Source organism: Streptomyces sp. NPDC031426 (assembly GCF_055581585.1).
The window spans coordinates 570,596-596,287 of sequence record NZ_JBVIJE010000001.1; the positions used below are offsets into that span (position 1 = coordinate 570,596).

The 25,692-nt window shown below is 69.9% G+C and carries 18 protein-coding genes; 3 read left to right on the forward strand and 15 right to left on the reverse strand.

Features of this window, described 5'->3' with window-relative positions; genetic code table 11:
• From ACZ5NH_RS02795 to ACZ5NH_RS02810, 4 genes are read right to left on the reverse strand one after another with little or no spacing between them, the layout of a single operon-like run.
• Positions 1-1,683, reverse strand: a complete 1,683-nt coding sequence (locus ACZ5NH_RS02795; protein WP_468772615.1) for an ATP-binding cassette domain-containing protein — start codon at positions 1,681-1,683, stop codon at positions 1-3.
• Positions 1,680-3,446 (reverse strand): ABC transporter ATP-binding protein/permease, encoded by a 1,767-nt coding sequence (locus tag ACZ5NH_RS02800; RefSeq protein WP_468772616.1) that lies wholly within the window; start codon positions 3,444-3,446, stop codon positions 1,680-1,682. Before ACZ5NH_RS02800 ends, ACZ5NH_RS02795 begins: the two co-directional genes overlap by 4 nt.
• Positions 3,443-4,723: a cytochrome d ubiquinol oxidase subunit II gene (locus ACZ5NH_RS02805; protein ID WP_468772617.1), complete on the reverse strand. Its 1,281-nt coding sequence runs from the start codon at positions 4,721-4,723 to the stop codon at positions 3,443-3,445. The genes ACZ5NH_RS02800 and ACZ5NH_RS02805 overlap by 4 nt, the downstream gene beginning before the upstream one ends.
• Positions 4,716-6,080, reverse strand: coding sequence for a cytochrome ubiquinol oxidase subunit I (locus ACZ5NH_RS02810; protein WP_468772618.1), 1,365 nt, complete (start codon positions 6,078-6,080; stop codon positions 4,716-4,718). Before ACZ5NH_RS02810 ends, ACZ5NH_RS02805 begins: the two co-directional genes overlap by 8 nt.
• Positions 6,081-6,283: 203 nt before the next feature.
• On the opposite strand from ACZ5NH_RS02810, the gene ACZ5NH_RS02815 reads away from it, so the two are divergent.
• A complete protein-coding gene (locus ACZ5NH_RS02815) occupies positions 6,284-7,945 on the forward strand; it encodes an MFS transporter (RefSeq protein WP_468772619.1) in 1,662 nt (553 codons plus the stop codon).
• A 409-nt stretch (positions 7,946-8,354) separates the two neighbouring features.
• Here ACZ5NH_RS02815 and ACZ5NH_RS02820 read toward each other — a convergent pair whose 3' ends face one another.
• From ACZ5NH_RS02820 to ACZ5NH_RS02850, 7 genes are all read right to left on the reverse strand, one after another.
• The gene (locus ACZ5NH_RS02820; RefSeq protein ID WP_468772620.1) at positions 8,355-9,329 is read right to left on the reverse strand and encodes an AraC-like ligand-binding domain-containing protein; all 975 of its coding nucleotides are present in this window, start codon (positions 9,327-9,329) and stop codon (positions 8,355-8,357) included.
• 161 nt (positions 9,330-9,490) lie between these two features.
• Positions 9,491-10,306 carry a carbohydrate ABC transporter permease gene (locus ACZ5NH_RS02825; RefSeq protein ID WP_468772621.1) on the reverse strand — a complete coding sequence of 272 codons (816 nt, stop codon included), beginning with the start codon at positions 10,304-10,306 and terminating at the stop codon, positions 9,491-9,493.
• Positions 10,303-11,232 carry a carbohydrate ABC transporter permease gene (locus tag ACZ5NH_RS02830; protein ID WP_468772622.1) on the reverse strand — a complete coding sequence of 310 codons (930 nt, stop codon included), beginning with the start codon at positions 11,230-11,232 and terminating at the stop codon, positions 10,303-10,305. Before ACZ5NH_RS02830 ends, ACZ5NH_RS02825 begins: the two co-directional genes overlap by 4 nt.
• On the reverse strand, positions 11,204-12,412 hold the full coding sequence (locus ACZ5NH_RS02835) for a sugar ABC transporter substrate-binding protein (RefSeq protein WP_468772623.1): 1,209 nt from the start codon (positions 12,410-12,412) through the stop codon (positions 11,204-11,206). The genes ACZ5NH_RS02830 and ACZ5NH_RS02835 overlap by 29 nt, the downstream gene beginning before the upstream one ends.
• Before the next feature lie 181 nt (positions 12,413-12,593).
• On the reverse strand, positions 12,594-13,355 hold the full coding sequence (locus ACZ5NH_RS02840; RefSeq protein WP_468772624.1) for an alpha/beta hydrolase: 762 nt from the start codon (positions 13,353-13,355) through the stop codon (positions 12,594-12,596).
• Between the two features lie 91 nt (positions 13,356-13,446).
• A complete protein-coding gene (locus tag ACZ5NH_RS02845; RefSeq protein ID WP_468772625.1) occupies positions 13,447-16,194 on the reverse strand; it encodes a helix-turn-helix transcriptional regulator in 2,748 nt (915 codons plus the stop codon).
• A complete protein-coding gene (locus tag ACZ5NH_RS02850; RefSeq protein ID WP_468772626.1) occupies positions 16,195-17,559 on the reverse strand; it encodes a helix-turn-helix domain-containing protein in 1,365 nt (454 codons plus the stop codon). It lies immediately after the preceding gene.
• A 237-nt stretch (positions 17,560-17,796) separates the two neighbouring features.
• On the opposite strand from ACZ5NH_RS02850, the gene ACZ5NH_RS02855 reads away from it, so the two are divergent.
• Positions 17,797-20,547 (forward strand): ATP-binding protein, encoded by a 2,751-nt coding sequence (locus ACZ5NH_RS02855; protein WP_468772627.1) that lies wholly within the window; start codon positions 17,797-17,799, stop codon positions 20,545-20,547.
• 23 nt (positions 20,548-20,570) lie between these two features.
• On the opposite strand, the gene ACZ5NH_RS02860 is transcribed toward ACZ5NH_RS02855, so the two are convergent.
• The 4 genes from ACZ5NH_RS02860 to ACZ5NH_RS02875 form a co-directional block, all read right to left on the reverse strand.
• Positions 20,571-21,815, reverse strand: coding sequence for an MFS transporter (locus ACZ5NH_RS02860; protein WP_468772628.1), 1,245 nt, complete (start codon positions 21,813-21,815; stop codon positions 20,571-20,573).
• Between the two features lie 202 nt (positions 21,816-22,017).
• On the reverse strand, positions 22,018-22,359 hold the full coding sequence (locus tag ACZ5NH_RS02865; protein WP_468772629.1) for a GNAT family N-acetyltransferase: 342 nt from the start codon (positions 22,357-22,359) through the stop codon (positions 22,018-22,020).
• Between the two features lie 10 nt (positions 22,360-22,369).
• The gene (locus tag ACZ5NH_RS02870; RefSeq protein WP_468772630.1) at positions 22,370-23,350 is read right to left on the reverse strand and encodes a pirin family protein; all 981 of its coding nucleotides are present in this window, start codon (positions 23,348-23,350) and stop codon (positions 22,370-22,372) included.
• Positions 23,351-23,387: 37 nt separating this feature from the next.
• A complete protein-coding gene (locus ACZ5NH_RS02875) occupies positions 23,388-24,113 on the reverse strand; it encodes an alpha/beta fold hydrolase (RefSeq protein ID WP_468772631.1) in 726 nt (241 codons plus the stop codon).
• Between the two features lie 335 nt (positions 24,114-24,448).
• Here ACZ5NH_RS02875 and ACZ5NH_RS02880 point away from each other — a divergent pair, with 335 nt between their 5' ends.
• Positions 24,449-25,285, forward strand: coding sequence for an alpha/beta fold hydrolase (locus ACZ5NH_RS02880; protein WP_468772632.1), 837 nt, complete (start codon positions 24,449-24,451; stop codon positions 25,283-25,285).
• Positions 25,286-25,692 lie beyond the last annotated feature (407 nt).

Below are 25,692 nucleotides of genomic sequence, written 5' to 3' on the forward strand. Positions count from 1 at the left end.
TCAGTGCACCTCCGGCCAATCCGCGATCGCCGCCTGGGAAGTGGGCTTCAGCCGCAGGACCTGGGTGGCGGTGAAGGGCATCAGGTCGTCGTGCCGGTCCGAAAGGGCGATCACCAGGGCGCTGTCCGGCAGGGCGCGACGCACGCCCGTCAGCATCCGCACCGCCGTAGGTGCGTCGAGGCCGGTCGTCGGCTCGTCGAGCAGGAGGACCGCCGGTGTCCGCAGGATTGCTCTCGCGATCACCAGGCGGCGTCGCTGACCCTGTGAGAGCGCATGGCCCAGGGGGCCCGTCGGGGTGTCGAGAGGCAACCGCTCCAAGGCCGCGGCCGCCAGCGCGGCCCGCAGTGTGTCGTCGTCCGCGTCCGGGGCGGCCTGCCGGAGGTTCTCGGCGATGGTCGCGTCGGCGATCCAGTCCTCTGCCTCGACGAGGGTGAGGCGATCGGCGATCGCATGGGCGGGCAGGGACTCGACCGGGACGCCGTCGAGCAGCACCGACCGGGGAGCGGCGGGGGAGATGCGCCCCGCCAGAGTCTCCAACAGGGTGCTTTTGCCGCTGCCGTTGGGTCCGGTGACCATGACGACGCTGCCGGGCTCGATCACCGCGGACCACCGGGTGCGGTCGTCGCCGACGCCCAGGGGCAGGTGGCGGGCCACCAGGGGTGCTCCTGTCGCGCCCGCGAGCGGCGACTTCGACGGGGACATGGCCGACGGTTCGTCCGGGAGGACGCGGTGCGCCAGGTCCGTCAGCCGCAGGGCGGCGTCGGTGGCCAGGCCGTGGTCGCGGAGCACGTGAGGGAGCGCCTCCATCAGCTCGTACGCGGCCGCGACCAGGAGTACCTCGCCGATGGCGTCGGCAGCCGGCTGCGTGAAGACCGGACCGGACAGCGCCAGCACCAGGACCGTTGTCTGGCCGACCACGGCCAGCAGCCGCAGCAGCAGCCTGGACCGGCGCATCAGCGACTCGGCCTCGGTCTCGGCCCGCCGGGCTCGGCCGACTGCGTGCGCGACCTGCTCTCGGACCAGGTCGACCGCGTCCAGGCAGCGCAGTTCCGGCAGAGCGGAGCGCGCGCTGAGCAGCGCGGTGCGGGCCGTGGCCCAGGCTTCTGCGGCCGTCCGCTGATGGCCACGGATCCGCCGCTCTCCGGTCACTGCCGTGGCTGCGGAGAGCGCGAGCAGCAGCAGTTCGGCCGCACCCGACGGCCAGCTCGCCGCCATCAGCAGAGTGACGACGACAGCGGCGGTCAGGCCGATCCCGCCCAGCGGTGGGACGACCTGGCCGGCCATCCCGCCCACCGCGCTGACGTCGCTGGTGAGCCGGCCCATCAGGGCGCCGTCGCGGTGGGTGCGCAGTTCGCGTGCCGGCACGGTGGTCGCGGCGCGGACCAGCCGTGAACGCAGCGACACGGTCGCTCCGAGCAGAGCGCCATGGCTGACCAGGCGCTCCGAGTAGCGCAGACCGGTGCGGCCCAGGGCGAGAGCGCGTACCGTCCCCGAGGGATACATCCACGACCAGGTGGTGTTCGCCTGTGCGGTGACCACCGCGCAGGAGGTCAGGAACCAGCCGGAAACCCCCAGTAGACCGGCGGCACACAGTTCGGCGGTGCCGGCGAGCACCGCTGCGAACAGCAGGTCGCGGCGTGCCCGGTGGTCCGCCGCAGTCCACAGCAGCCTGAACGCGGTCACAGCGTCTCCCCGATCCGGGACAACCGTCCCTGGCTCAACCGCACGATGTCGTCGGCGATGTCGAGGAGTGCCGGGCTGTGTGTCGTCAGCAGTACGGTGCGGGTACGCGCGAGTGTCCGGATGGCGCCGATGATCCGGGCCTCGCCGTCCGGGTCCAGATGGGCGGTGGGTTCGTCCAGGCACAGCAGCGGTGTGTCGTGGAGGAGCGCCCGGACGATGACCAGTTGCTGCGTCTGCCCGGAGGACAGCCCCCAGCCGCGCTCGCCGACCGGGGTCGCCAGTCCCTGGGGGAGTGCTGCCAGCAGGTCCTCGAAGCCCAGTGCCGTGAACGCCGCGGTCAGCTGCTCGTCGTCGGCGCCGCGCCGGGCCAGCAGCAGGTTGTCGCGCAATGAGCCCGGGAGGAGGTAGGAGGGCTGTCCGGCCCATGCCGTCATGGTCGGTGAGGCGGGCAGGGTCGCGGAACCGATGGTGTGCAGGCACCGCCCGCGGTCCGGTTCGCGCAGACCTGCCGCCACGGAGAGCAGCGTGGTCTTTCCGGCGCCGCTGGGCCCGCTGACGGCCACGATGGAACCCGGTCGCATGGTGACGGTGACGTCGGTCAGGGCCGCGTCGTCGCGACCCGGGTACCGGACTGTCACCTTCTCCAGGAGCACACCGGCCGGGCTCGGCGGGCGCACGGCGTGCACGCGGGCCGGCGGGCCGGCGGCCGGTGTGACGGCGGTCCGGTCGATGATCTCCGCGATCAGCTCGGCCGCCGCGGAGGCCTCGGCACGGGCGTGGTAGCCGCGGGCGAGTTCCCGGGCGGGCGCGAAGTACGCCGGGGTCAGGACCAGGACGAACAGCGCGGTGCGCAGGCTCATGGTGGACGGGACCACCGGCAGGTCGAGGTAGCCGAGCAGGGCGAGCCCGCAGTACGTGGCGACGACGGCCATGGCCACGGTGATGAGGAGCTCGATCCAGGCGGTCGAGAGGAAGGCCACCCGCAGTACGGCGTTGGTGCGCCTGGCCAGTTCCCTGTCGGCTGCCTCGGTCGCGCGTACCGCTTCCTTACCGGCTCCGAGGCCGACGAGCGTGGGCAGTCCGCGCAGTTGGTCCAGCAGATGCGTGCTCAGCCTCCGGGTGGCGGTGAGCTGGGCGTGCACGGCGGCGCGGGTCCCCATGCCGATCACCTTCAGGTTGAACGGCAGCAGCGGGGTCGCCAGCACCAGCATCAGTGCGACGGCCCAACTGCCCACCAGGACGGCGGCCAGGATGATGCCGCTGCCCAGCAGCATCGCCCGCCGCGCTGGGACGTACGTCGTCAGCCACGGGCTCAGCCGGCCCACCTCGCTGTCCAGCGCCTCACCGAGAGCGGCGTCGGACACCTCCTCGGCGGGCGTGCCCGTGGAGGGGAGTGCGGCCAGGAGAAGGCGGGCTCGGAGGTGGTCCTGGACGGCAGCCGCCCCGTCCTCGGCGACCCGGTCGGCCGCCGCGAGCAGAACCGCGCGCAGCAGCAGCCCGACGGTGACCAGGGCCGCACCGGAGAGCACCGGAGCCAGGGCCACACCCCCGCGCGGGGCCCGCAGTGCGGCCTGCGCCGTCCAGCCCAGCCCCGCCGCCCACAGCACATGACCCGCGGCCGCCAGTCCGCGCAGGGTGCCGGCGCGCCGGAACGCGGGTTCGCCGACCGCCGCCCATCGGGTGAGCAGTCCCGCCGCCCGCTGCTGCCCTTCGTCGTCCCGGCCGAGGCGGTCGAGATGGTCGGGGATGTCGGTCACGGTCACTGGTCGGCTGCCTGGAGGTCGAACTCGCCGACGGCCGCCGACCGGCGGTCGGACCGGATCCACACGGCCAGCGCGGTCATGGCGAACACAGCGACACCCACCGGGCCGATCCACACCCGCACGCCACCGAAGACGTCCTGCGAGACGGCGGCCACCGCGACGGCCAGAAGGGTCAGGAGTACGCGCCGGGCGACAACGACCGCCCATGGACCGTCGCCCGCGGCCGAGACCACCGCTGCGGGCTGCCCCGTGGCAGCCGCGGTGTCGGACGGCTGGTCGGCTGTGGCGGTGGTGGCCGGTGGCCGGGCGAACTTCCCTCGGAAGACCCACCACGCGTAGATGTTGTAGGTCAGGACGACCGGCATGCACCCGCCCACCCCGATGAGCAGGAACAGCTGCGACCCGTGCGGGCTGGCGGCCGCGTGCACGGTCAGGTCGGGCGGGACGACGACGGGTGCGGTGACGGCGACGAGCGCGAGCAGGCCCGCGGCCTCCGTACCGGCCACGGCGGCGAACGGACGCCAGTCGGGCCGGCGGCCGAAGCCGTGCCAGGCGATCGCCGCGCAGACCACGGCCACCGCCACCGCGAGGCCGAACAGGGTAGCGCGGAGCGGCTGGTCGAGGCGCAGTGGCTGCGGGTCGGCGAGCCGGAGCCCGAATCCCAGGACCAGGCCGGCCACTGCGACCGCCAGGAGCAGCGGTCGCCCCAGCCGGCCCGCCCACTCGTGGGCGGTTCCCGTGGTCTTGTCCTGCAGCCATGCGGCACCCGCCAGCAGATACACGGCCACCAGTCCCAGGGCGCACAGCATGCTGTAGGGCGTCAGCCAGTGCCAGGTTCCACCGGTGAACACCCCGCCGTGGTGGGGCAGTCCGGACAGGACGGCCCCGGCCACGAGCCCCTGGCACACAGTCGCCACCAGCGAAGAGATTCCGAAGACGAGGCCCCAGCCGTGCCGGTAGCCGGGGGCGGCGCTCTGCAGCTCGATGGCCGTGCCGCGCAGCACGATGGCGAGCAGCATGAGGATGAGCGGCAGGTAGACGCCGGGCAGCACGGTGGCGTAGACACTGGGCAGGCCCGCCCACAGCACCACACCCGCCAGGATGATCCAGCTCTCGTTGGCGTCCCAGGCGGTCGCGATCAGCTCGTTGTACTCCTTGCGCCGCCGGTCGCTGCGGTCGAACAGGCTCAGGATGCCGATGCCCAGGTCGTAGCCGTCGAGCAGGACGTAGGCGCCGAGCGCGAGCAGGACCAAGGCGTATGACGCGTACTCAAGCATGGCTGATCTCCGTGGAGTGGACAGTGGCGCCGGCGTCGGTCACCAGGTGCTCGGGGCCGGTCCGCACCGTGCGGACGATGTAGCGGATCCACAGCCCGAGCAGCAGCGCGTAGACGGTGACGAAGCCGGTGAGGCCGGCGATCGCCGCGCCGGGGGAGAGGTGGGACACGGCGTCGCTGGTGCGGATCAGGCCGTAGACGACCCAGGGCTGCCGGCCGGTCTCGGCGGTGATCCAGCCACCGCTGATGGCCACGACACCGGCGGGCGCCATCCAGACCATCAGCCGATGGAACCGCCGGGCGGTGTACAGCCTGCCGCGCAGCCGCAAGACCAATCCGGCGAAGGCCATGCCGAACATCGCCAGGGCGGTGAAGTACATCGCCCGGAAGCCGTAGAAGGCGGACCACATGTCGGGGCGCTCGTTCTTGGGTGTCTGCAGCAGTCCGGGGACGTGTGCCTTTCCGGACAGGTCCTTGCCGATGACGGCGCCCAGGTGCGGGATCTCGACGTGGAACTTGTTCTCGCCCTTGTCCGTGTCGGGCACCACGAGCAGGTTGTAGCCGTTGTTGTCGGTCTTCCAGTTGCCTTCGAAAGCCTGCAGTTTGGCGGGCTGGTGGACACCCATGAATGCGGCGGTGGCGTCGCCCACGTACAGCTGTACGGGCATCAGGATCGCCAGTACTCCCAGGGCGATGGACAGGGTGCGGCGTGCGAAGGGCAGTGCTCGCTGCTTGACGAGGTACCAGGCGGCGATCCCGCCGATGAACCAACTGGCGCTGATCAGCACCGCCAGCAGGATGTGCGGGTACCGGTAGGCGAACGCCGGGTTGAACAGCACGTGCCACCAGTTGCTCGCCCGGAACTGGCCGTCGACCTCGGTGAAGCCGGCCGGGTCCTGCATCCAGCTGTTGGCGGACAGGATCCAGGTCGTGGACAGCAAGGTGCCGACGACGAGCATCCAGCAGGCCAGCGCCATGGTCCGGGGGCGTACCCGGCCGTCGCCGTACAGCATGATGCCGATGAACCCGGCCTCCAGGAAGAAGGCCGTGATGACCTCCATGCCGATCGTGACACCGAGGATCGGACCGACCGCGTGGGCGTAGCTTCCCCAGTTGAGGCCGAACTCGAAGGTCATGACGGTTCCTGCGACCACGCCGAGGCCGAATCCGACCGCGAATATCTTCTTCCAGAAACGGAATATCTGGAGGTACAGCGGATTCCCGGTCCTGAGGTGGACCGTGTACATCACGGCCAGGAAGACGGAGAGTCCTACGGTCAGTGCGGGAAAGCTCATGTGAAAGACAGCGGTGATGGCGAACTGCCATCGTGAGATCTCCACCACTGCGGGCGATGCCATGGTGTTTCCCCTTGGTCGAGCGAGTCCTGGGGGCACCGTAGGGCCGGTTGGCGGGCGTCCTTTGTCTCTCGGCGCATGGCACGTGTTCCCGCAGCGCAACGCGCTCACAAGCCACAGGCGGTGCACTCTCGGTCAACCGGATGGCACCGATCGCTCCTATGGTTGCCATCGTTTATGCCCGCACGGCTCCGGCAGGGATCAGCATGAGCGCTGCACGGTCACCGAAAGACCGCCCACAACACGATTCGGCCTGGGCCCCGTTCGCGGCGCGTGTCTTCCGCGCGCTGTGGGTCGCGCAACTCGTCTCCAACATCGGCAGCTGGATGCAGACCGTGGGCGCGCAGTGGCTGCTGGTCGGGCACGACGCCGCACTGGTGACACTCGTCCAGACCGCCTCCAGCCTCCCCGTCGTACTGCTGGCCCTGCCCTCGGGCGTCCTGGCCGACCGGTACGACCGTCGCCGGGTGCTGCTGGCCGCGCAGTTCGCCATGCTCGGCGTCTCCACCGGACTGACGGTGCTCGCGTTCATGGACGAACTCACTCCGGGGCTGCTGCTCGGCCTCACCTTCCTGCTGGGATGCGGCACCGCTCTGATGGGCCCCGCCTGGCAGGCGATCCAGCCCGAGCTCGTGGAACGCAGCCAGTTGGGACAGGCGGCCGCGCTCGGCGCCGTGAACATGAACCTGGCCCGCGCCCTCGGCCCCGCCCTCGGCGGAGCGGTGGTCGCGGCAGCGGGCGCGGGCTGGGTCTTCGCCTTCAACGCCGCGTCCTACCTCGGCATCGCCGCCGTTCTCACGCTCTGGAGGCGACCGCAGCGCCAGGCGCCCGCAGCTCAGGGCGAGAAGCTCCTGACGGCCCTGCACGCCGGCCGCCGCTACGTGTGGTACGCGCCCGGCGTCCGTCGAGTCCTGTTGCGTACGGTGCTGTTCATACCCGGCGGCGGTGCGCTGTGGTCGGTGCTTCCCCTGGTCGCGAGCCGCTCCCTGGGCCTGGGTTCGGGAGGGTACGGGCTGCTGCTCGGCGCGGTCGGCGTCGGTGCCGTCGGTGGGGCCTTCCTGCTGCCCGCCGTCCGCCGGGCTCTCGGCGCCAACGGCACTCTCGCCGCGGGCGCCGTCGTCTTCGCCGGAGTGCTGGCCGTACTGGCGACGACCCGGAGCCCCTGGCTCGCGGTGGTCGTGCTGCTGCCCGCCGGGCTGGCCTGGATCGGTGTGCTGTCCACCCTCAACGCCGCCCTCCAGACGAGGCTGCCCGGCTGGGTCAGGGCCCGCGCACTCGCCGTGTACCTGCTGGTCTTCCAGGGTGGGCAGGCCCTGGCGGCACCTGTGTGGGGTGCACTGGCCGACGGACTCGGGCTGACCGTCTCCCTCCTGGCCGGCAGCGGGCTGCTCCTGGCCGGTGCGGTGAGCGTGCGCCGCTGGCCGCTGCATGACACGAAGGCCATCGACCCGAGCCCGTCCGACCACTGGCCCGTTCCGCCCCTGGTGTTCGAGCCCGGCCCGGCCGACGGCCCCGTGCTGGTCTCCGTGGTCTACCGGGTCGCCCCCGGGAACCGGGCCGCCTTCACCCACTGCATGGATCATGTGGCTCGTTCACGTCGGCGTACGGGAGCCGTCACCTGGGGGCTCTACCAGGACGGCAACGCCCCGGAGCGGTTCATCGAGAACTATCTGGTCGCCTCGTGGTCGGAGCATGTCGCCCAGCACCACAGCCGGCTCACGGCCACCGACCGCCGTTACGAGGAGCGGGCCCGCCGCCTGCTGGTGAAGGGCACGGCACCGGAGGTGACCCACGCATTCGATGCTGCCGCGGGCCCGGTGGTGCCGGGGACGGAGGATACGGCCGACGCGATGAACACGTCGGGGTGACGCCCGCTGGACGACCGGGCCTGGACGGGCACGGCCGCGCCGGACGACGCCAGGTCAACTGATGCCGTCGGGTGGAGGGAACGGCCCCCAGCGCCGGTGGGGCGAGGTGAGGGCGGAACGCCGGTGTCGCGCGCACCCGTGTTTCTGCGGTCAAGGCGAACGGGTTGATGCCCGGCACCGTGGTGATCTCGGAGGCGGGGCGGGATGCGGACCACGTCCGCTCGTCCTTGGCATCGTCGTCTCCGCCGTCCTCGGCCCAGGCCGGTTCAGTCCCGCCTGCCGGTGAGCTCGGCGAGGGCAAGGTCGATGCCGGGTCAGCGCCGCGCCGGTTGCAGACCGTTCCCGGTTCCGGTGGGCGGCGCGGGCTCTGCGTGAGCCGCTCCGCGTGAATCGTTCCGCCGAGAAGACGTCACTCAGCCGTGCGCTGTTCACCGGACAGGCCGTGAATCTGCCAGTCGCGAGGCGCTATGCCATAAGCGGCACGGAAAACACGGCTGAAATGGCTGGGGCTCACGAACCCCCAGCGGCGGGCGACGGCCGCCACCCCGAGTCCCAGCGCCGGGGACCGCAGAAGATCCCGACGGCACCGCTCCAGTCGCTCCGTGCGGATCCACTCCCCGACGGTGGTTCCCTCCAGCTGGAACAACTTGTGCAGGTAGCGCACCGAAATGAAGTGAGCGGCGGCGATCGTGGTGGGTGACAGGTCCGGGTCGGAGAGGTTCTGCACGATGTGGTCCTTCACTCGCACCATCATGGCCGCGGCGGTCTCAGGAGCCTGGGGCCTGAAGCGGCCGCGCCGCTCGTTGATGAACAGTGCCAGCAGGTCGAGCCCGGTGGCGAGGAACTGACGGCCGACGAATTCGTCGAAGCCCGCTGCTTCGCGCGCCATGCGCGCGAAATAGGTCGCCACCAGCGCGGCACTTCCCTCACGACCCGAGAACGCTCTCGCAGTCGACGCCTGCAGGTCCTCGTCCCGCACGCGAAGCTCCTTCCGGGGGAACTGAAAGGAGGTGAAGCAGAACTCGCCCTCCAGCTTCTTTCTGAACACGCGAGACGAATCAGAAATGGAGAAATCTCCCGGTTCAACCAGGCACTCTCTCCCGTCCTGCTCCTTGACGGCGCTGCCCCTGCGCTGAAGCGTGAGGATGAGGTATTCCTTTCCGTCCCGGGCTATCAGGCGCTTGCTGCGCGTCACCTCTTGGGATCCGGCCTGGACGTCCGACACCTGTGTGGCACCCAATTGGTGGGTGACGATTCTTCCTGGCGACGGATCTTCCTCCAGGATATCGACATCGAGCGGTACGAACGTCTGGGACACCGCTTCATGCCAGCGCTCTATCCGGTCGGCTGCTGACAGTGCCGCGGTGGAAAGGACGACGGACATCTGGCCCCCTTGACATCGTGATCGGCAGGCGGTTCGGATCCGGCCACCGGACAGCCCGATCACCGAAGACCCGGTGTGCCTTCCAGAACACCGTGTCAGCCGGCCGGGGCCGGCACATCGCGTGAATCCGCTAGATCACGGGTGCCGGACTGAGACGCCCCTCACTTGATGGGTCCGCTGGTGGCACCAGCGGCGACGTAGCGCTGAGCGATGACGAGCAGGACGGCGGCGGGGACGGACGCCATGACCGTGGTGGCCATGATGGCGTTCCACTGGTTGGTATGGGCACCGATGTACTGGTAGATGCCCAGGGTGATCGGCCGAACGGTCTGCGTGGTGGTGAGCGTGAGGGCGAAGAGGAAGTCGCTCCAGGTGAAGAGGAAGGTGAAGACGGCGGCGGTGATCAACGCGTTCCTGCTCACCGGCAGCACCACGGAGCGGAAGACGCGCAGCCTGCCGGCGCCGTCCAGGTGCGCGGCCTCGACGATCTCCCTGGGAATGTTCCGCATGAACGCACGCAGAATGATGATCGCGAAGGGGACCCCCGCGGTGGAGTCGGCGAGGATCAGACCGACGTAGGAGTTCAGGAGCCCCAGGTCGTTGTAGGCGCTGTAGAGCGCGTTGGCCACGACGATGCCCGGCACCATCTGCGTGATCAGGATGCCGAAGAGCACGAGGTTGGTTCCGCGGATGCGGAACTGGGCCAGCGCGTAGGCCGCCGGCGCCGCGAGCCCGAGGCTGAGAGCGACGCTGCCGAGGGCTACGACGAGGCTGGTGGCGAGGTTGCGTCCCTGATCGCGCAGTGCGGTGGCGTAACCGCTGAAGTCCGGGTGGAGGGGGAGCCAGTCCGCCCGCAGCGTGTTTCCCGTCGGCTGGAGGGAGGCGTTCACCATCCAGTAGACGGGAAACAGCATCAGCGCGAGCAGGACGACCCCGACGATGGTGGAGGGCCAGCCACGGCCCGGTGCGCGCTTCAAGTGATCGCCTCTCCGACGTTCCGGGCGCGACGGTTGGCGCGCAGGTAGACGAGGGCGAAGGCGAGCGAGATGACGATGAGTACGTTGCTCATCGCGGCACCGCGGCCGAACTCGAACTGCTGGAAGGACAGTTCGTAGGACTGGGTGGCGAGGGTCTCCGTGGCGTCGGCGGGTCCGCCGCCCGTCACCACGAGGATGATGTCCAGCACCTTGATCGTGTAGACCACGCCCAGCACCAGCACGACGCTCACCACGGGCCGCAGCAGTGGCCAAGTGACATGGCGGAACGACGTCACCGGGCCGGCGCCGTCCAGTTTCGCCGCCTCGTACAGGTGCGTGGGGATGTCCTGGAGACCGCCGTAGAGGATCGCGGTGTTGAAGGGGATCCCGATCCAGATGTTGATCAGGATCACCGACACCAGTGCCTGTGAGGTGCCGGTGAGCCAGGGGATGCCGGACGACGAGAGGTGGAGGGCGCGCAGCACCGCGTTGACGACTCCCGTGTCGGGGTCGAGCATCCATCTCCACGTCGCTCCGGAGACGACCAGCGGCAGCAGCCACGGCAGCAACAGGAGCGAGCGCAGAACGCCGCCGAGCGGGAAGCGGCGCTGGAAGAACAGGGCGAAGCCCAGACCGAGGACGAACTGCCCGCATATCGAGCCGGCAGTGAACAGGAGCGTCGTCAGCAGGGACTTGGCGAACAGGTCCGAGGCCAGGATCTTCGCATAGTTCTGCAGTCCCACGAACGGCGCGGCGCCCGTGTAGAACGTCGTGGTCGTGTACTGCTGGAAGCTCATCACGACGTTCTTGACGATCGGGTAGCCGAAGAACAGCAGCAGGTACCCCGCGGCCGGCACGAGGAACATCCACTGGGCCAGCCGCTCCCACAGGCGCGGGTCAGTTGCTGGTCGCGATCCGCTGCGCATGCCTGAGGGCTTCCTCCGGTGTCTGCTCGCCCGTCAGCGCGGACTGGATCGCGGTGTATATGCCGGTCGCCGCCTTGGGCCACCTGACGCCGAGTTCGCCGGTACGGGCCCGTGCCGCTTCCACGCTGTTGACGAAGGCGGCCATCGACGGAACCTGCCCGGCGTACTGTGCGGCCACCGCCGGGCGGGAGGGCACGGTGAAGTGCTGTTCGGCCAGGGCGAGCATGTTCGAGGAGCTGTTCAGGCAGGCGAGCACCTGGGCGGCCTTCTCCTGCCGGGCCCTGGAAGCGCTCTGCGGGACCGTCCACACCTCACCGCCGAGCGGTGCGACAGGAGTCTGCCCCGTCCGGGGGACGGGGATGGGGGCCACTCCCCAGTGCAGGTTCTTGTCCTTGTCCAGGGCGGGGATCCGCCAGGGGCCGTTGATCATCATGGCCGTCCTGCCGGCGACGAACTGATCGTGGACGTCGGCCTGGGTCCAGTTCAGCACCGACTTCGACATGGATCCGCTCTTCACCAGGTCGACCCACAGCTGAAGTGCCTGCGCCGCCTGCGGGGTGTCCAGATGCTTCTCGTCCCCGCCGTTGGACCACAGGAAGGGCAGGAACTGCCAGGTGCCCTCGAAGGTGGCGTTCGCGTCGACCGCCATGCCGTAGCGTCCGGGACGGGTCAGCCTGGCCGCCGCCGTCTTCAGTTCGTCCCAGGTCCTCGGCACGGCGACACCGGCCTTGGCGAGCATGTCCTTGTTGTAGAAGAGGGCGATCGTGCTGACGTAGGGGGCCAGTCCGTACACCTTCCCGTTGTAGGTGCCCGCCGACAGGATGCCCTTGGCGTAGCCGCCGGAGTCGACGCCGTACTGGTCCAGCGGGGTCAGCGCGCCGGTCTGCGCGATCTGCTGGAGGTCGGGGTTGTCCAGCATCAGCAGGTCGGGGAGGGTCCGGGACGACGCCTGCTGAAGGACCTTGGGGATGAGCGACGCCCCCGGAACACTTGTCTGCTCGACCCGCACACCGGCGCTCTTGCCGCAGGAGGTGAGTATCTCGCCCCATTGGGAGCGTTCGGGTTCGTCGGTGTAGTAGTCGAGCACGGTGATGGAGGTGACCTTGCCTGGGGCGGACCCGGTACTGGTTCCGCCGCCGCACCCGGTTGCGGCGAGTGCCAGGGCGATGGTTCCGGTCAAGAGCGCGGCGATCCGACGCGCAGGCGGTCTGGCCGGTGAGATCATGCTGGTGCCTTTACCGAGTGACGTGACGTCTGTGGGCGGGGTCGGTGTCGCGAGGGTGGGCGAACGGCAGGGGTGCCGTCGAGGTCGTCCATACCGGCACCTTCCGTTCGAACGCATGTTATAGGGTTTCACCTGCTCAGAAGGCCTGTCGAAGCACGTCGCCGCCGCGACCACGGCCCCGCTCGGCGGCTTCCCGGATCATCGCCACGACGGCGGCGGGCTGCGACAGCACCACGGCGTGCGAGCCGTCCAGCATGTATTCGGTGGCCGCCATGCGCTGTGCCATGAAGCGCTGAGCGGTGGGGTTGAGCATCCGGTCGGCGGTCGCGATGGCGTACCAGGACGGCTTGGAGGCCCATGCCGGCGGGCCCGATCTGGAGGTCAGCGCCCGGTGGGCGATCGGGCGCTGGGCCACCGACATCGCATCCTTCACGCGGGACGGCAGGTCGGCGCCGTACACCTGCGGGAACCGTTCCCTACGGATGTAGAGCTCGCTGTCCGGGCCGCCGGGCACCTGGGTGGGCAGGGCGGCGGTGATGGTCGCGTCGGCCACCGGCGCGGGGGCGAAGCGGTGTGTGATGTCCAGGACGCTCTCGCCGGCGTCGAGGCCGAACCCAGCGACGTAGCACAGCCCCACGACGCTGTCGGCGTCGGTGGCGGCGTGCGTGATGACCGCGCCGCCGTAGCCGTGGCCGACCAGCACGACGGGGACCTCGATGTCCCGCACCACGCTCCTGATGTAGGCGGCGTCCTGTGCCAGGCCGCGCAGCGGGTTCGCCGGTGCGCGCACGGTCAGTCCGGCGGTGTGAAGGATGCTGATGACCCCCGCCCAGGACGAGGCATCGGTGAACGCCCCGTGCACCAGCACGATGGTGGGCGGTGGGGGAGCAGGTGGCATGGCGGTGCCCTCCGATCGAGTCCGGCTTCCCAGCCAAGTGGGTTCACGGGCGGCGGGCATCGCGCGAACGTACCAATCACCCACAGGCCGCTCAGCCGTTCGGCAGGGTCATGAGCAGGTTGGCGAGCTGAACCCGGGAGTTGACCGACAACTTGCGGAAGACCGAGGTCAGATGCGTGTTGATCGTGTGCGGGGAGACGACGAGGACGTCGGCGGCCGACCGGTTGGTGTGGCCCTCGGCGATCAGGCGTGCGACCTTCTTCTCCGAGGCCGTGAGAGCCCCCCATCCCTGGACGGGGCGCTGCGCGGTCGCAGCCCTGCGGCTGCCGGCTCCCGCACCGTCCAGATCCCGCTGCAGGCCCGCCGCCGCGGCATGGGCGCCTGACTCGGCGAACGTGCCATGGGCCTGAGTCAGGGCGGCCACCGCCTGAGGTCTGCGCCCCGCCGCCAGGAGCGCCCGTCCGAGATCGGCGCAGGCGGCGGCCCGGACCAACGGGCGAGGGGTTGCCTTGAGGAGTTCCACGGAATGTTCGAGCATGGCGAGATCGTTTTTCACGAGCCCGAGGACCTGTGCCGCTATGCCCGTGGCGGTCGGCACGGCAGGATTGCGCGCGGCGTGGGCCTCGGCCTGCGCCGCCAGGTCCTCGGCGAGTTCGCGCTCGGCGCCGCGCAGCGCCATGCGTATCGCGCAGTCGACCCAGTCGCGCAACAGCCGCCAACGCATGAAGAGACCTTCCTGCTGCACTTGTTGGATCTTGTCGACGGCAAGCCCGATGTCCCCGTCGGCCTCTGCGTGGACCGCCTCCAGGAAGCGCACCGCGGCCGTGTTGCCCGGGTTCGGTTTGACCACCAATCTCTCCCGCGCCGCGACCAGGTGCTCCCGCGCCGCTTCCCGGTCGCCGCGCAGCAGGGCGATCCGGGAGCGGATCACGCGACCGTTCACCTGCTGGACGGGAGTCTGTACGTCGTCTTCCAGGCGCTCCATGGTCGCGAAGTCGGCGTCGGCGTCATCGAGCCGGCCGAGCCCCAGGTCGTACTGGCCCTGCGCCCACAGCATCATCGCCTGACGCATCGACCCGGTGTTGTCCGCTGCCTGCAGGAGCAGTCGTCCACCGGACGCGAAGTCGTCCACGTGCAAGTGCGCGACGATCTCTTCGGGAAGGAAAGCGGAATCGATGGCGCTGAGCGCGGCAAAGCGCTCCAGCGCGACCCCGTTGTCACCCGCGTTCTGAGCGATCTCGCCGAGCCCGGACAGGGCCAGGACGTGCGCCTCCCGGTCACCGGTCGCGGTGGCGGCCCGCAGCGCGGTCTCACCGGCCTCACGCGCCGCGGCAAGATCACGCCCCCGGGACAGAGCCAGCGCCCGCAGCGCGGCCAACCTCGCCGCGATCTCCGGGGACGCGCCCCCGATTCCGAGGGCGGATTCGGTCCGGCGACGCAGTTCCTCGGCGAGATCCAGGTTCCACAGTGTCCCGCCGAGGGCGGCCTGCAACCGGCTGAACACCTCCAGCGACGGTCGGCAGGCCAGCAGCCGGTCGCCGATGGACAGCGCCTCTCGGTTCCTGCCTGCCCGGGTCAGGAAGAGGATCGCCTGCTCACCCGCCTCGAACCTCAGCGGCCCTGCGGGCGGCGCCAGTTCCAGGGCGCGCGTCATGAGGTCGGCCGCGAGGCCGGGCGTGACCGGCAGCACGTCCTCCGCGGCTCGCCGCAGCAGCGCCACGCACTCCTCGTCTCCGGGCAGGGCGCCCCTGAGGATGTGCGGCACCGCGTCGGTCGGCCGGCGGCCCGCGGAGACGAGGTGGCCGGCGGCCTCTCGGTGCAGAGCCTTCCGGGCTGACGGAGGGATGTCGACGTAGACAGCCTGGCGCAGCAGATCGTGCCGGAAGACCAGATCGTCGCCGTCGTCGTCCAGAAGTCCGGCGCAGATCGCCTCCTCCAGCGCAGGGATCAGCGTGGCGGGCGGCTGGCCGTACAGCGCGGCTGCGTCATGGAAGCCGAACCTGCGCCCCAGCACCGATCCCATCTGAAGGAGGCGCAGGGTGCTGGGCTGCAGGGATCTGAGTCTGCCGCGCACACCCACCACGAGCGTGGAGGGCACCAGATCACCCGAGGCCTCGGCGGTACCCAGTCCCGTGAGCATCTCGACCGCGAGAAACGGGTTCCCTCCAGCCCCGTCCAGCAGGTCCCGTACCCGCTCGTCGACGGCTGCCCCCAGCGCGTCGTCGGCCAGCTGGCTGATGGCCGCGCCGGACAGCGGCCCCAGGGACACAGTGACCGTCGGGAGTGTGCCGGCCGCGGCTGTGACGATCTCTTCCGCCGGCCCTGTGGGATCCGGTCGCCCGGCCAGCATCCAAAGGACCGGCGAGGTGCGCAGGCGTGCCGGAAGCTGCTTCAGGGCGAACCGGCTCAGCGGGTCGGCCCACTGCACGTCGTCCAGGGCGATCAGCACGGGCACCCTGCTGGCTCTGGCTTCGATCGCCTCCGCGAGGCGCTCCACCAGCCAGATCCGCTGATCCTGATTCCGTGCGAGATCGGCGAAGGCGTCGCCGGACAGCAGTGGCTGGTCGCCGTTCAGGACGCTGGCCGCCAGCGACGACAGCGGCACGATGTGATGCAACTCGTCGGCCTTGCCGAGGCCGACCGAGAATCCTGCCGCCCTGGCCCGCGAGACGGCCTCGGTGAGCAGCGTGGTCTTGCCGATGCCGGGTTCCCCTTGGAGGAGGGCCAAGGCACCGCTTCCGGTGCGGGCCACCGAGTCGGTCAGCGTCTGAAGCTCTTCGAGCTCGCCCTCTCGGCCGCGCAGACCGCTACGGGACAGTGAGCCGTTCGACCCCGACACTTATGCCCCTTCCTGTCCGCACTGGCCCGCCGAAGCCGGGCTCGGCCCACGCCGACCGATGGCCCCGCCCATCGGCTTCGCCTGCCGGTGCGGGAAGGTCTCGCCGCGGGGCGGGTCGGCGAGCGCGTCGGACAGCAGATCAACGGTGAGGTCAAGTCCTCCGTCGGTGGGGAGACGGATAAGGCCGCCGCGTGAGGAGTCCCCTGGGCCGCGACTCCCCTCGAGCCCACCGTGCGTCGCCTCATCGCTGCAGGTCAAGCCCCCCGTTTCCGACCGATTCGCCACTGAGGGCCCCCAGTCGCGCTTCTCGCGACAACGGGGAGCGCCCGGTGCCATGCGATCGTTCTCCGCTGGAGTCGGGCGAGGTCCGTCCACCACGGCTGACGGGTCGGACGACGCAGCGGCGCCGTGAGTGTCGCGCCACCGGCTCGGAGGCATGCCGTACGCAGCGTGGAAGAGTCGGCTGAAGTGGGCCGGACTGCTGAAGCCCCAACGGCGGGCCACGCCGGAGATCGTCCTTTCACCGCTGTCGCCCCGGGCGAGATCCCTGGCACACTCCTCCAGCCGACGGCGCTGGATCAGGCGGCTGACCGTGGTTCCCTCCCCCTCGAAGAGCTTGTGGAGGGACCGGACGGACATGCTGTGCGCAGCCGCGATGGTCTCCGGCCCGAGCTCCGGATCCCCGAGGCGCCGGTCCACGTAGGCGCGGACTTCCCGCGCCTGGCCGTATCGGGACTGGGCCGTGTCCGCCACGTCCCCGGCGGCCCGCTCGGTGATGAGTGTGGCCACCAGGTCGGTGAAGTTGCGGGCCAGTCGGTCGGCCACGTGCTCGGGGCAGTCCACGGCTGTGCCGGCCAGGGTCACGAGAAGCGGTCCGACCAGGGCAGCCACCGGACCATCTGCGTCGATCACGGTGGCCGTGACCCGTTCCAACTCGTCGTCCCGTACGCCGATGGCGCGGCGGGGGACGAGGCAGGCCTTGATGTCCACGCCGCGCGGGAAGTCGACCACATGCGGGCGTTCCGTTTCCCAAAGGGCGAGCGATCCGGCGGCGAGCTCGGCTGTCCTGCCGTCCTGCTGCAGCACAGCACCGGTGGCCCCCACGACGGCGACCACCACGAAGCCCTCGGTCTGCCCGGCGTCACGGGCGATCCGTCGTCGGCTGCGAGTGAAGCACTGCGGATCCGCGTCTGTCGTGACGAAGAGCAAGGGCCCCAGCGGCTGGGTCGTCATCCGGCCTTCCGTGGGTGGCGCCCCGTACGGAGCAACAGTCACCGGCACAGTGGCTCTGGAGACAGCCCGGCTCCAGCGGCGAACACTGTTCCCGCCGTCCGGGAATCCGGTCGTGTCGATCACCGGTGTCATGGGCCCCCTCAGCCGATCGCGTGCCGGAACCCGACTCTGTCACCGCACGGGAGTCGACTCGGCACAGTATCCAGCTTGGAACAAGGCATGACTTACGTCGTCGGCATGATGACTGCGAAGTGACTGTGACGAGGCGATGCGCACACGGGCATTTGACGCTCAGCGCACCGAGGTGTTCTCTGCGTGCACATAGACTGCAGCTGTCCAGGTCAGAACAGTGGCACGGGGGAACATCGGATGGCTGGCACCATACTGTTCGGTCGGGACGAGGAACTGCGGACTGTCGACGAATTGGTTGACGGACTGCCAGAGCGTGGCAGCGCGCTGCTGATTCAGGGAGCCCCCGGGATCGGCAAGTCCTGCCTCCTGGACCACGCCGCCACCCGGGCCCGGAACTCAGGCTTCACCGTCCTGAGGGCATCGGGAGTACAGGCCGAGACCCATCTTCCGTTCGCGGGGCTGCACCAGCTGACCCACACCATGACGGACCGCGTCTCGCGCCTTCCCCCCACCCAGGCGGATGCTCTGCTGGGCGCCTTCGGCATGGCGGAGCCGTCCCCCGGTGCCTCCGTGCCCCAGTTCTTCATGATCGCCCTGGCCGCACTCAGCCTGCTCGGCGACGCGGCCGCCGGAGCCCCGGTGCTGTTGGTCGTGGACGACGCCCAGTGGCTCGACACACCGACCCTGGACGTCCTCGGATTCATCGCACGCCGCTTGGGCGCCGAGCCCCTCGGCCTGCTCCTTGCCCACCGCGAAGGCCGCACGGCGTCGCTGGGCGCCCCCGACCTCCGCGAACTGCACCTGAAGCCTCTCGAGTCGACCGCCGTCGACGCTCTGCTGGAAGCTCGTAATCCAGGTCTCGACCCAGGCGTACGCCGCCGTGTGGTGGAGATGTCCGCCGGCAACCCCTTGGCGCTCATCGAGCTCCCGGTCACTCTCGGCGCGGACGCAGTGCCCTCCGAGTCCTTGGCATCGCCGACGCTCCCGCTGACCGCCAAACTCGAGCGCGCCTTCGCCTCGCGGCTGGCCGATCTTCCCTCCGGCACACGACATGCGCTGCTCGTCACCGCCGCCGCCGACGACGACGGGGCGCTGACCGAGGTGCTCGCCGCCGCATCGATGCTCACCGGCACTCAGTTGTCCGTACAGTCCCTGGAGCCGGCCATAGCCGCGGGTCTGGTGTGCGCCGACGAGTTCCGCATCGGCTTCACCCACCCGTTGGTGCGCTCCGCCGTCCTGGGCGCGGCAACGCTCGCGGACCGTCTTGCCGCCCACGGCGCCCTCGCCGATGTCTTTCACGCACAGCCCGACCGGCAGGCATGGCACCGGGCTGCGGCCATCGGCCGTCCCGACGAAGCGGTGGCGCGGCAACTGGACCAGGTGGCTCTCAGAGCGAGAGGGCGTGGCGCAGCCGCAGTGGCCATGACGGCGTTGGAACGCGCCACCACACTGAGCGAAGTCCCGTCCGCAAGAGTGGCGCGCCTCCTGGGCGCCGCGGAACTGGGCCTCGAACTCGGCCGCACGGACCGCGTGTCCAGCCTGTTGCAGCAGGCCGAACAACTGGAACTCGGCGTGCTGGAGCGGGCACGGCTGCTCCTGCTGCGCGAGGGGCTCGAAGTGGATGTCGCGACGAGCACACCCCGGCTCCATCTGCTGATCACCACAGCGGAGCGGGCCTGCGAGGCCGGCGACCCCGAACTGGCCCTGCGTCTGTTGCGCACGGCCGCGCGACGGTGCTGGTGGTCGGACCCGGGGCGGAATCTGCGGGAACGCGTGGTGGCTGCGGCCGAGCGGCTACCGGTTGCAGAACTCCACCCGGACCTGGTGTACACACTGGCCGCAGCCACCCCGCTGGAACGGGCGGCCACGGTGCTCGAACGCTTGGAGCGCCTCGAACGCCAGGGCGGCTACGACGCTCTGGCCGCCGCCACCCTGGGCACTGCGGCCACGATGGCGAACGCGTACGACCACGCCACCGGCTTTCTCCGGCACGCCATGGACGGCCTGCGTGGTCAGGGCCGTCTGGGGCTGCTGGCTCAGACTCTGGTGTCCCTCGCCTTCAGCACCGTGCACGCCGTCGACTGGGAGACCGGACTCCCGGCTGCTGCCGAGGCGATGCGTCTGGCCGAGGAGAACGCCCAGCCGCGCTGGCTGACCGGTGCGCGGATCGCGAAGGCGCAGTTCGCCGCATTGCACGGAGATCTCGACACGGCGCTCGACGTCATAGGCGAGGCGGAACGGCAAGGGCTCTCCGTGGCCAACTCCTCCAATCTCGCGTTCATCCAGATCACACGTGGCCTCATCGGCCTCGCCGCCGGCAACCACGCAGAGGCGTTCCACTGCGTCTGGCGGGTGTTCGACCCGGCCGATCCGGCTTACCACCCGTTCCTGCAGACCATCGCCATCGCGGAGTTGGCCGAAGCCGCAACGGGCGATGACCAAAGAGCCATGGCGAGGGCCGCGTTGCACCAGCTCGACGCGTCCGCCGGATCGAGCGAGGCCCAACTGGTCCGGATCAACCTGGGATTCGCCCATGCGGTGCTCGCCGACGACGAGGATGCGGAAGAACGCTTCCGATCGGCACTCGATCTGGACATGTCCCATACGCCCTTTGCCCGCGCCCGGCTGATGCTCGCTCACGGAGCCTGGCTCCGACGGCGCCGCCGCGTGATGGAAGCCCGCACTCCGCTCCGGATCGCCCGGGAGTCCTTCGCGGCCCTCGGTGTGGAGCCGTGGTGCGAACGGGCACGCCAGGAACTCCGCTCAGCCGGCGAGGGCAGCAAGCGTCAAGGCCGAACCGACTGGGACCTGCTCACACCACAGGAGCTGCAGATCGCCCAGCTCGCAGCGGACGGCCTCTCCAACAAGGAGATAGGCCAGCAACTGTTTCTGTCACCGCGAACGATCGGCGCGCACCTGTACCGCATCTTCCCGAAGCTCGGGATCACCGCTCGCGGCCAGCTGAGGGACAAGCTGACCGCGAGCTGAACTGGCCCTGTACGAACCCGGGGTTACAGGCTTGCCGTGCTCGGCTCTCCTGCCGCCGCCCTGCGAGGTTCGGTGGTCCAGTAGAGGAGGGCGATGAGGGGGAGGGCGGCACCGAGTGCGGTGAGGCCGGTCCAGCCTCCGGCGTGGTAGACGACGGATCCCAGCTGCGATCCGCCCGCGCCGCCCACGAAGAACATGGCGATGAAGGCGCTGTTGAGGCGGGCGCGGGCGGCGGGGTCGAGCTGGTAGACGGTGTGCTGGCCGAGGATCAGGGTCGTCTGTACGGCCATGTCGACGACGATCGCTGCCAGGGCGATCAGCACGACGCTGTGTCCGCCGAACCCGGCGAGCGCGAAGGCCAGGGCGGCGACCACGAAGGCGATGCCGGTCATGGGGCGGACGAGCCCACGGTCGGCCCAGTGCCCGGCGAACGGGGCGATGGCCGCTCCGGCCGCACCGACGAGGGCGAACACGCCGACCCCGACGGGGGAGTAGTGGAAGCGGGGGCCGGTCAGGACGAAGGAGACGGTGGTCCAGAAGGCACTGAACGCGCCGAACATCGCCGCCTGGTAGAGACCGCGGCGCAGGAGTGCGGGGTGCGTGCGCACCAGCCGGAGGGTGGAGCGCAGTACGTGGTGGTACGGGATGGCCGTGGTCGGCGCGTGCTGCGGCAGGGCCGCGCGCAGGGCCACGGCCAGCACGGCCATCAGGGCGGCGGAGCCGAGGAAGACGACGCGCCAGCCGGCGACGTCCGAGACCAGGCTGCTCAGCGTGCGGGAGAGCAGGATGCCGGTGAGCAGGCCGCTCATCACCCGGCCGACGATGCGGCCGCGGGCGTGGTCAGGAGCGAGGCCGGCGGCGAACGGCACGAGGATCTGGGCGACGACCGAGGTGGCGCCGCTGACCAGCGAGGCGATCAGCAGCATGGGGAAGCTGGTGGCGACTCCCGCCGCCACGAGGGCGAGGGTGGTGACCGCCAGCAGGACGGTGACGAGATTGCGCTTTTCCAGCCGGTCGCCGAGCGGGACCAGGAAGAGCATGCCGATCACGTACCCGACCTGAGTGAGCGTGATCAGTGCCCCGGCGGTGGCCGTGCTGGTGTGGAAGACACCGCTCAGCGAGGACAGGAGGGGCTGGGCGTAGTAGAGGTTGGCGACCGTCATGCCGGAGGCGACGGCCAGGAGCGCGACCAGCCACCCTGGCACGCCGTGCGGGGCCGTTGCCGTTGCGGGCCGACGCGAGGTCCTGAGGTCGGATGATGCGGACATGTGCACCTTCTTGGCGGGGCGAGCCGGGAGACCGGCGCGGGCGGTAGTGCCGTGGAATGGCCGGCAGCTTCCTCGATGCCGTCACGCAGGCGTAAGCGCCGGTCCGCCCTGAATGCTTCCTCGTCTGTGGCGATGGTTCGGGATGTCAGTCATCTCCATCAGAGATGAGCGAGCGCAGAGCCCGTACCGCTGGTGCCTCGGGTCAGCGCGCCAGCTCGGTCTCCAGCCAGCGCAGGACTTCGTGGGTCACGGGGTCGGCCATGTCGGCGAACTCGTCGTGCTTCCTGAGGAACTTCGCCACGTAAGGGCAGACCGGCACGATGCGTTTCCCGGCGGCACGTACGTCGGCCAGGGCCTGCTGGACGAGGATCGACGCCAGGCCTTGCCCGGCGAAGGCGTCGTCGATCTCGGTGTGGTAGAAGACGCGCTGGTCATCGTGGTCTCGGTATGCGGTGAGGCCTGCGGTCCTGCCGTCGACCAGGATTTCGTACCGGTGCCTGGCATCCACGCGCTGGACGGTCGGAGCCGCGGCGGGCTGTGTCATCGTGAGCCTTTCAGGGGCGCGTCGGGTTCTTGCGGGGCGCGATGGTGGCATGGGGAAGGGCGGGGGCGGGGAGGCGGTGGCCGTCGTAACCTTCGACGCTGCCGAAGCGGTCGGACGCGTTCTCCCAGGCTTCCCTGGCTTCGACGATGTCCTCGTGGCTACGGCCGATGAAGTTCCACCACATGACGACCTGCTCCTCGAACGGTGTCCCGCCCAGCAGCACCGCCCGAGCGGGGGTGTCCGACTCGTTCGTCAGCGTCAGGGTGTCGTTTCCCGTGTCGAGGTAGCCGAGTTCCGCCGGGCGCAGGCGTGTTCCCCCCATGCGCACATTCCCTTGGTCGACGAGCAGGCCGTGCTCGAAGGCGGCATCCACCGGGAGTGCGGTCGTCGAGCACGGGTCGAGGACGAGTTCGGCGCCGAGCAGGGGCGTGAACGTCCGCACCGGAGAGGTGTCACCGGCGAGTGATCCCAGGAACACCCTGACATCTGCCCCGCCCACCCGCACCGGGTTGGGCGCGTAGTGCCGGAAGTCCCGGCGCGCGTTCCGGTGTTGTTCCGGCAGCGCCACCCACAGCTGGACGCCGTGCAGGATCGTGGTGGCGGCGGTGGAGACCTCCGAGTGGCTGATGCCGTACCCGCCCGTCATGAGGTTCAGCTCGCCGGGCCGTACGAACGCGTGGCTGCCCAGGCTGTCGCGGTGCTCGATCTCCCCGCTGAACAGCCAGCTCACGGTCTGCAGACCGGTGTGAGGATGGGGCGCGACGTCCATGCCGCCCGTGACGGCGACGTCGTCGGGGCCGTAGTGATCGACGAAACACCAAGCACCGATCAGCGTCCGCGCTCGCTGCGGCAGCGTGCGCCGCACCGTCATGGCTCGTGGCCCGCCCAACGGGACGTCCCGCGGGGTCAGCACGTCGACCTGCGGCGCGGCCTCACCGTGGTCGGAGGCACCGCAGCGCAGCGCGATGGGATCCGTTTCGACGTTGCTCATCGAAGGCTTCGCATCCGAATGTGATTTCGTATTCAACTCAGTGGGCGGTGGCCCGCACGGCCTCCTCGATCAACTCGATGACGCGCTCCGGGTGGGCGAGCATCACCAGGTGCGAGGAATCGACCTCGACAGTGGTCATGCCGGCACGCTGGTAGCCGTAACGCTCCACCTCCGGGTTGATGGTGTGGTCGGCCGTGGCGACCAGACCCCAGGAGGGCTTGGTCTTCCACGCCGCCTTCGGCGCCTTCTCGGCGAAGGCCTGTGCGGCCAGGGGACGCTGGGAGACGGCGAGGACGGCCGCGAGGTCGGGATCGACATCGGCGGCGAAGATGGACGGGAACTTGTCGATCTCGACCGACACATCGGTGCCGGGAGTGGTGGAGCCCTCGATCGGGAACGGCGTGTAGACGAGCGCGGTGGCGAGGTCGGAATCCGGGAAGCCGCCCTGCAGCTCGCCCAGGCTCTCGCCCTCCTCCAGGGCATAGCCGGCCAGGTAGACCAGCGCTGTGACGTTGTCCTCCGCACCGGCGACGGTGATGACGGCGCCGCCGTAGGAGTGCCCGACCAGGACGACCGGTCCGGGTATCCCACGGACGATCGAGGCGATGTAGGCGGAGTCGCCGAGCAGACTGCGGTTGGGCACCGCCGGGGCCACGACGTCGAGGCCGCGGGCGATCAGTTCGGGGATGACACGGGCGAAGCTGGACGCGTCGGCGAAGGCGCCGTGGACCAGCACGACGGTCGGGCTGCCGGAACGGGACAAGGCACAACTCCCTGGGGATGTCGGTCATGGTGATCGGCTGATGCGGGCCGCGGGCTCGAACAGCACACTAGGGGCCCCCGGCGAGGACGCCTTGTCTGCCGGTGCACGGTCTGTGGTCCATCCGCGCCTGTGAGGGTTGCGGGCGAGGGACACCTTCGAAAGGCCTGCGCGGCGGTTCTCCGGCACTCGTCCTCCACCAGCTCTTCCTGGCACTCCCAGGCAAGCAGCGATGCGCTGAAGGACAACAGGCGGCGAGACGTCCGCCCTAGCCTGACGACATTCCGTGCCGCGTATGCCGCGAACACGCCAGTCACTCCAGAAGAAGGAACGACACCTTGCCGTACATCACCGTGGGCCAGGAGAACTCCACCACCATCGACCTCTACTACGAGGACCACGGCACCGGGCAGCCGGTCGTCCTCATCCACGGCTTCCCACTCGACGGCCACTCCTGGGAGCGGCAGAGCGCCGTGCTGCTCGACGCCGGCTACCGCGTGATCACCTACGACCGCCGCGGCTTCGGACAGTCCAGCCAGCCGACCACCGGCTACGACTACGACACCTTCGCAGCCGACCTGAACACCGTGCTGGAGACCCTCGACCTGCGCGACGCCGTCCTGGTCGGCTTCTCCATGGGCACCGGAGAAGTCGCCCGGTACGTGTCCACCTACGGTTCCGCCCGGGTCGCCAAGGTCGCCTTCCTGGCCTCCCTGGAGCCCTGCCTGCTCAAGACCGACGACAACCCCGACGGGGTCGCCCCGAAGGAGTTCTTCGACGGCGTCGTCGCGGCCGTCAAGGCGGACCGCTACGCGTACTACACCGACTTCTACAAGGACTTCTACAACCTGGACGAGAACCTCGGCACCAGGATCAGCGAGGAGGCCGTACGCAACAGCTGGAACGTCGCCGCGGGCGGCGGCTTCTTCGCGGCGGCCGCCGCGCCGTCGACCTGGTACACCGACTTCCGCGCCGACATCCCGGCCATCGACGTGCCGACCCTGATCCTGCACGGTACGGGCGACCGGATCCTGCCCGTCGAGGGGACCGCGCGCCCGTTCCACAAGGCGCTCCCGTCCGCCGACTACGTCGAGATCGAGGGCGCCCCGCACGGCCTGCTGTGGACCCACGCGCAGGAAGTCAACACGGCACTCCTGGCCTTCCTGAGCAAGTGACCTCCCGCCGCAGGCCCGCCCCGGCGGGCTTGCGGTCAACACTTTGAAGGTCACCACGGGCACTGCCCCCCGACCCGCCCACCCGGCACGTATGCACCCGGATAGAGAATCAGGGCCGTAGCTTTCCTTGCGCCACCCGCCCCTGTCGTCAGTGGTCAACTCGCCCTTCGGACACAGAGTTGCCCCACGGCGCCCTGTTTCAGGGCAGGGGACATCGGCACCCACTTCCGGCTCCCGGCCGGGCGGGTGTTCGTCGTTTTGGCGCCTGCGGTCTGGCCTCTCCCTTCGCCATCGTTTCGGTGGGCTTGCTTTGGTCAGCTGATGGTGATCCTTTCTGCCTGGGGTGTCTGCGGTCAGGGGCCTGGTCGCCGGGTCGTAGGCGAGCAAGGACTCCTGACTGCGGAGAT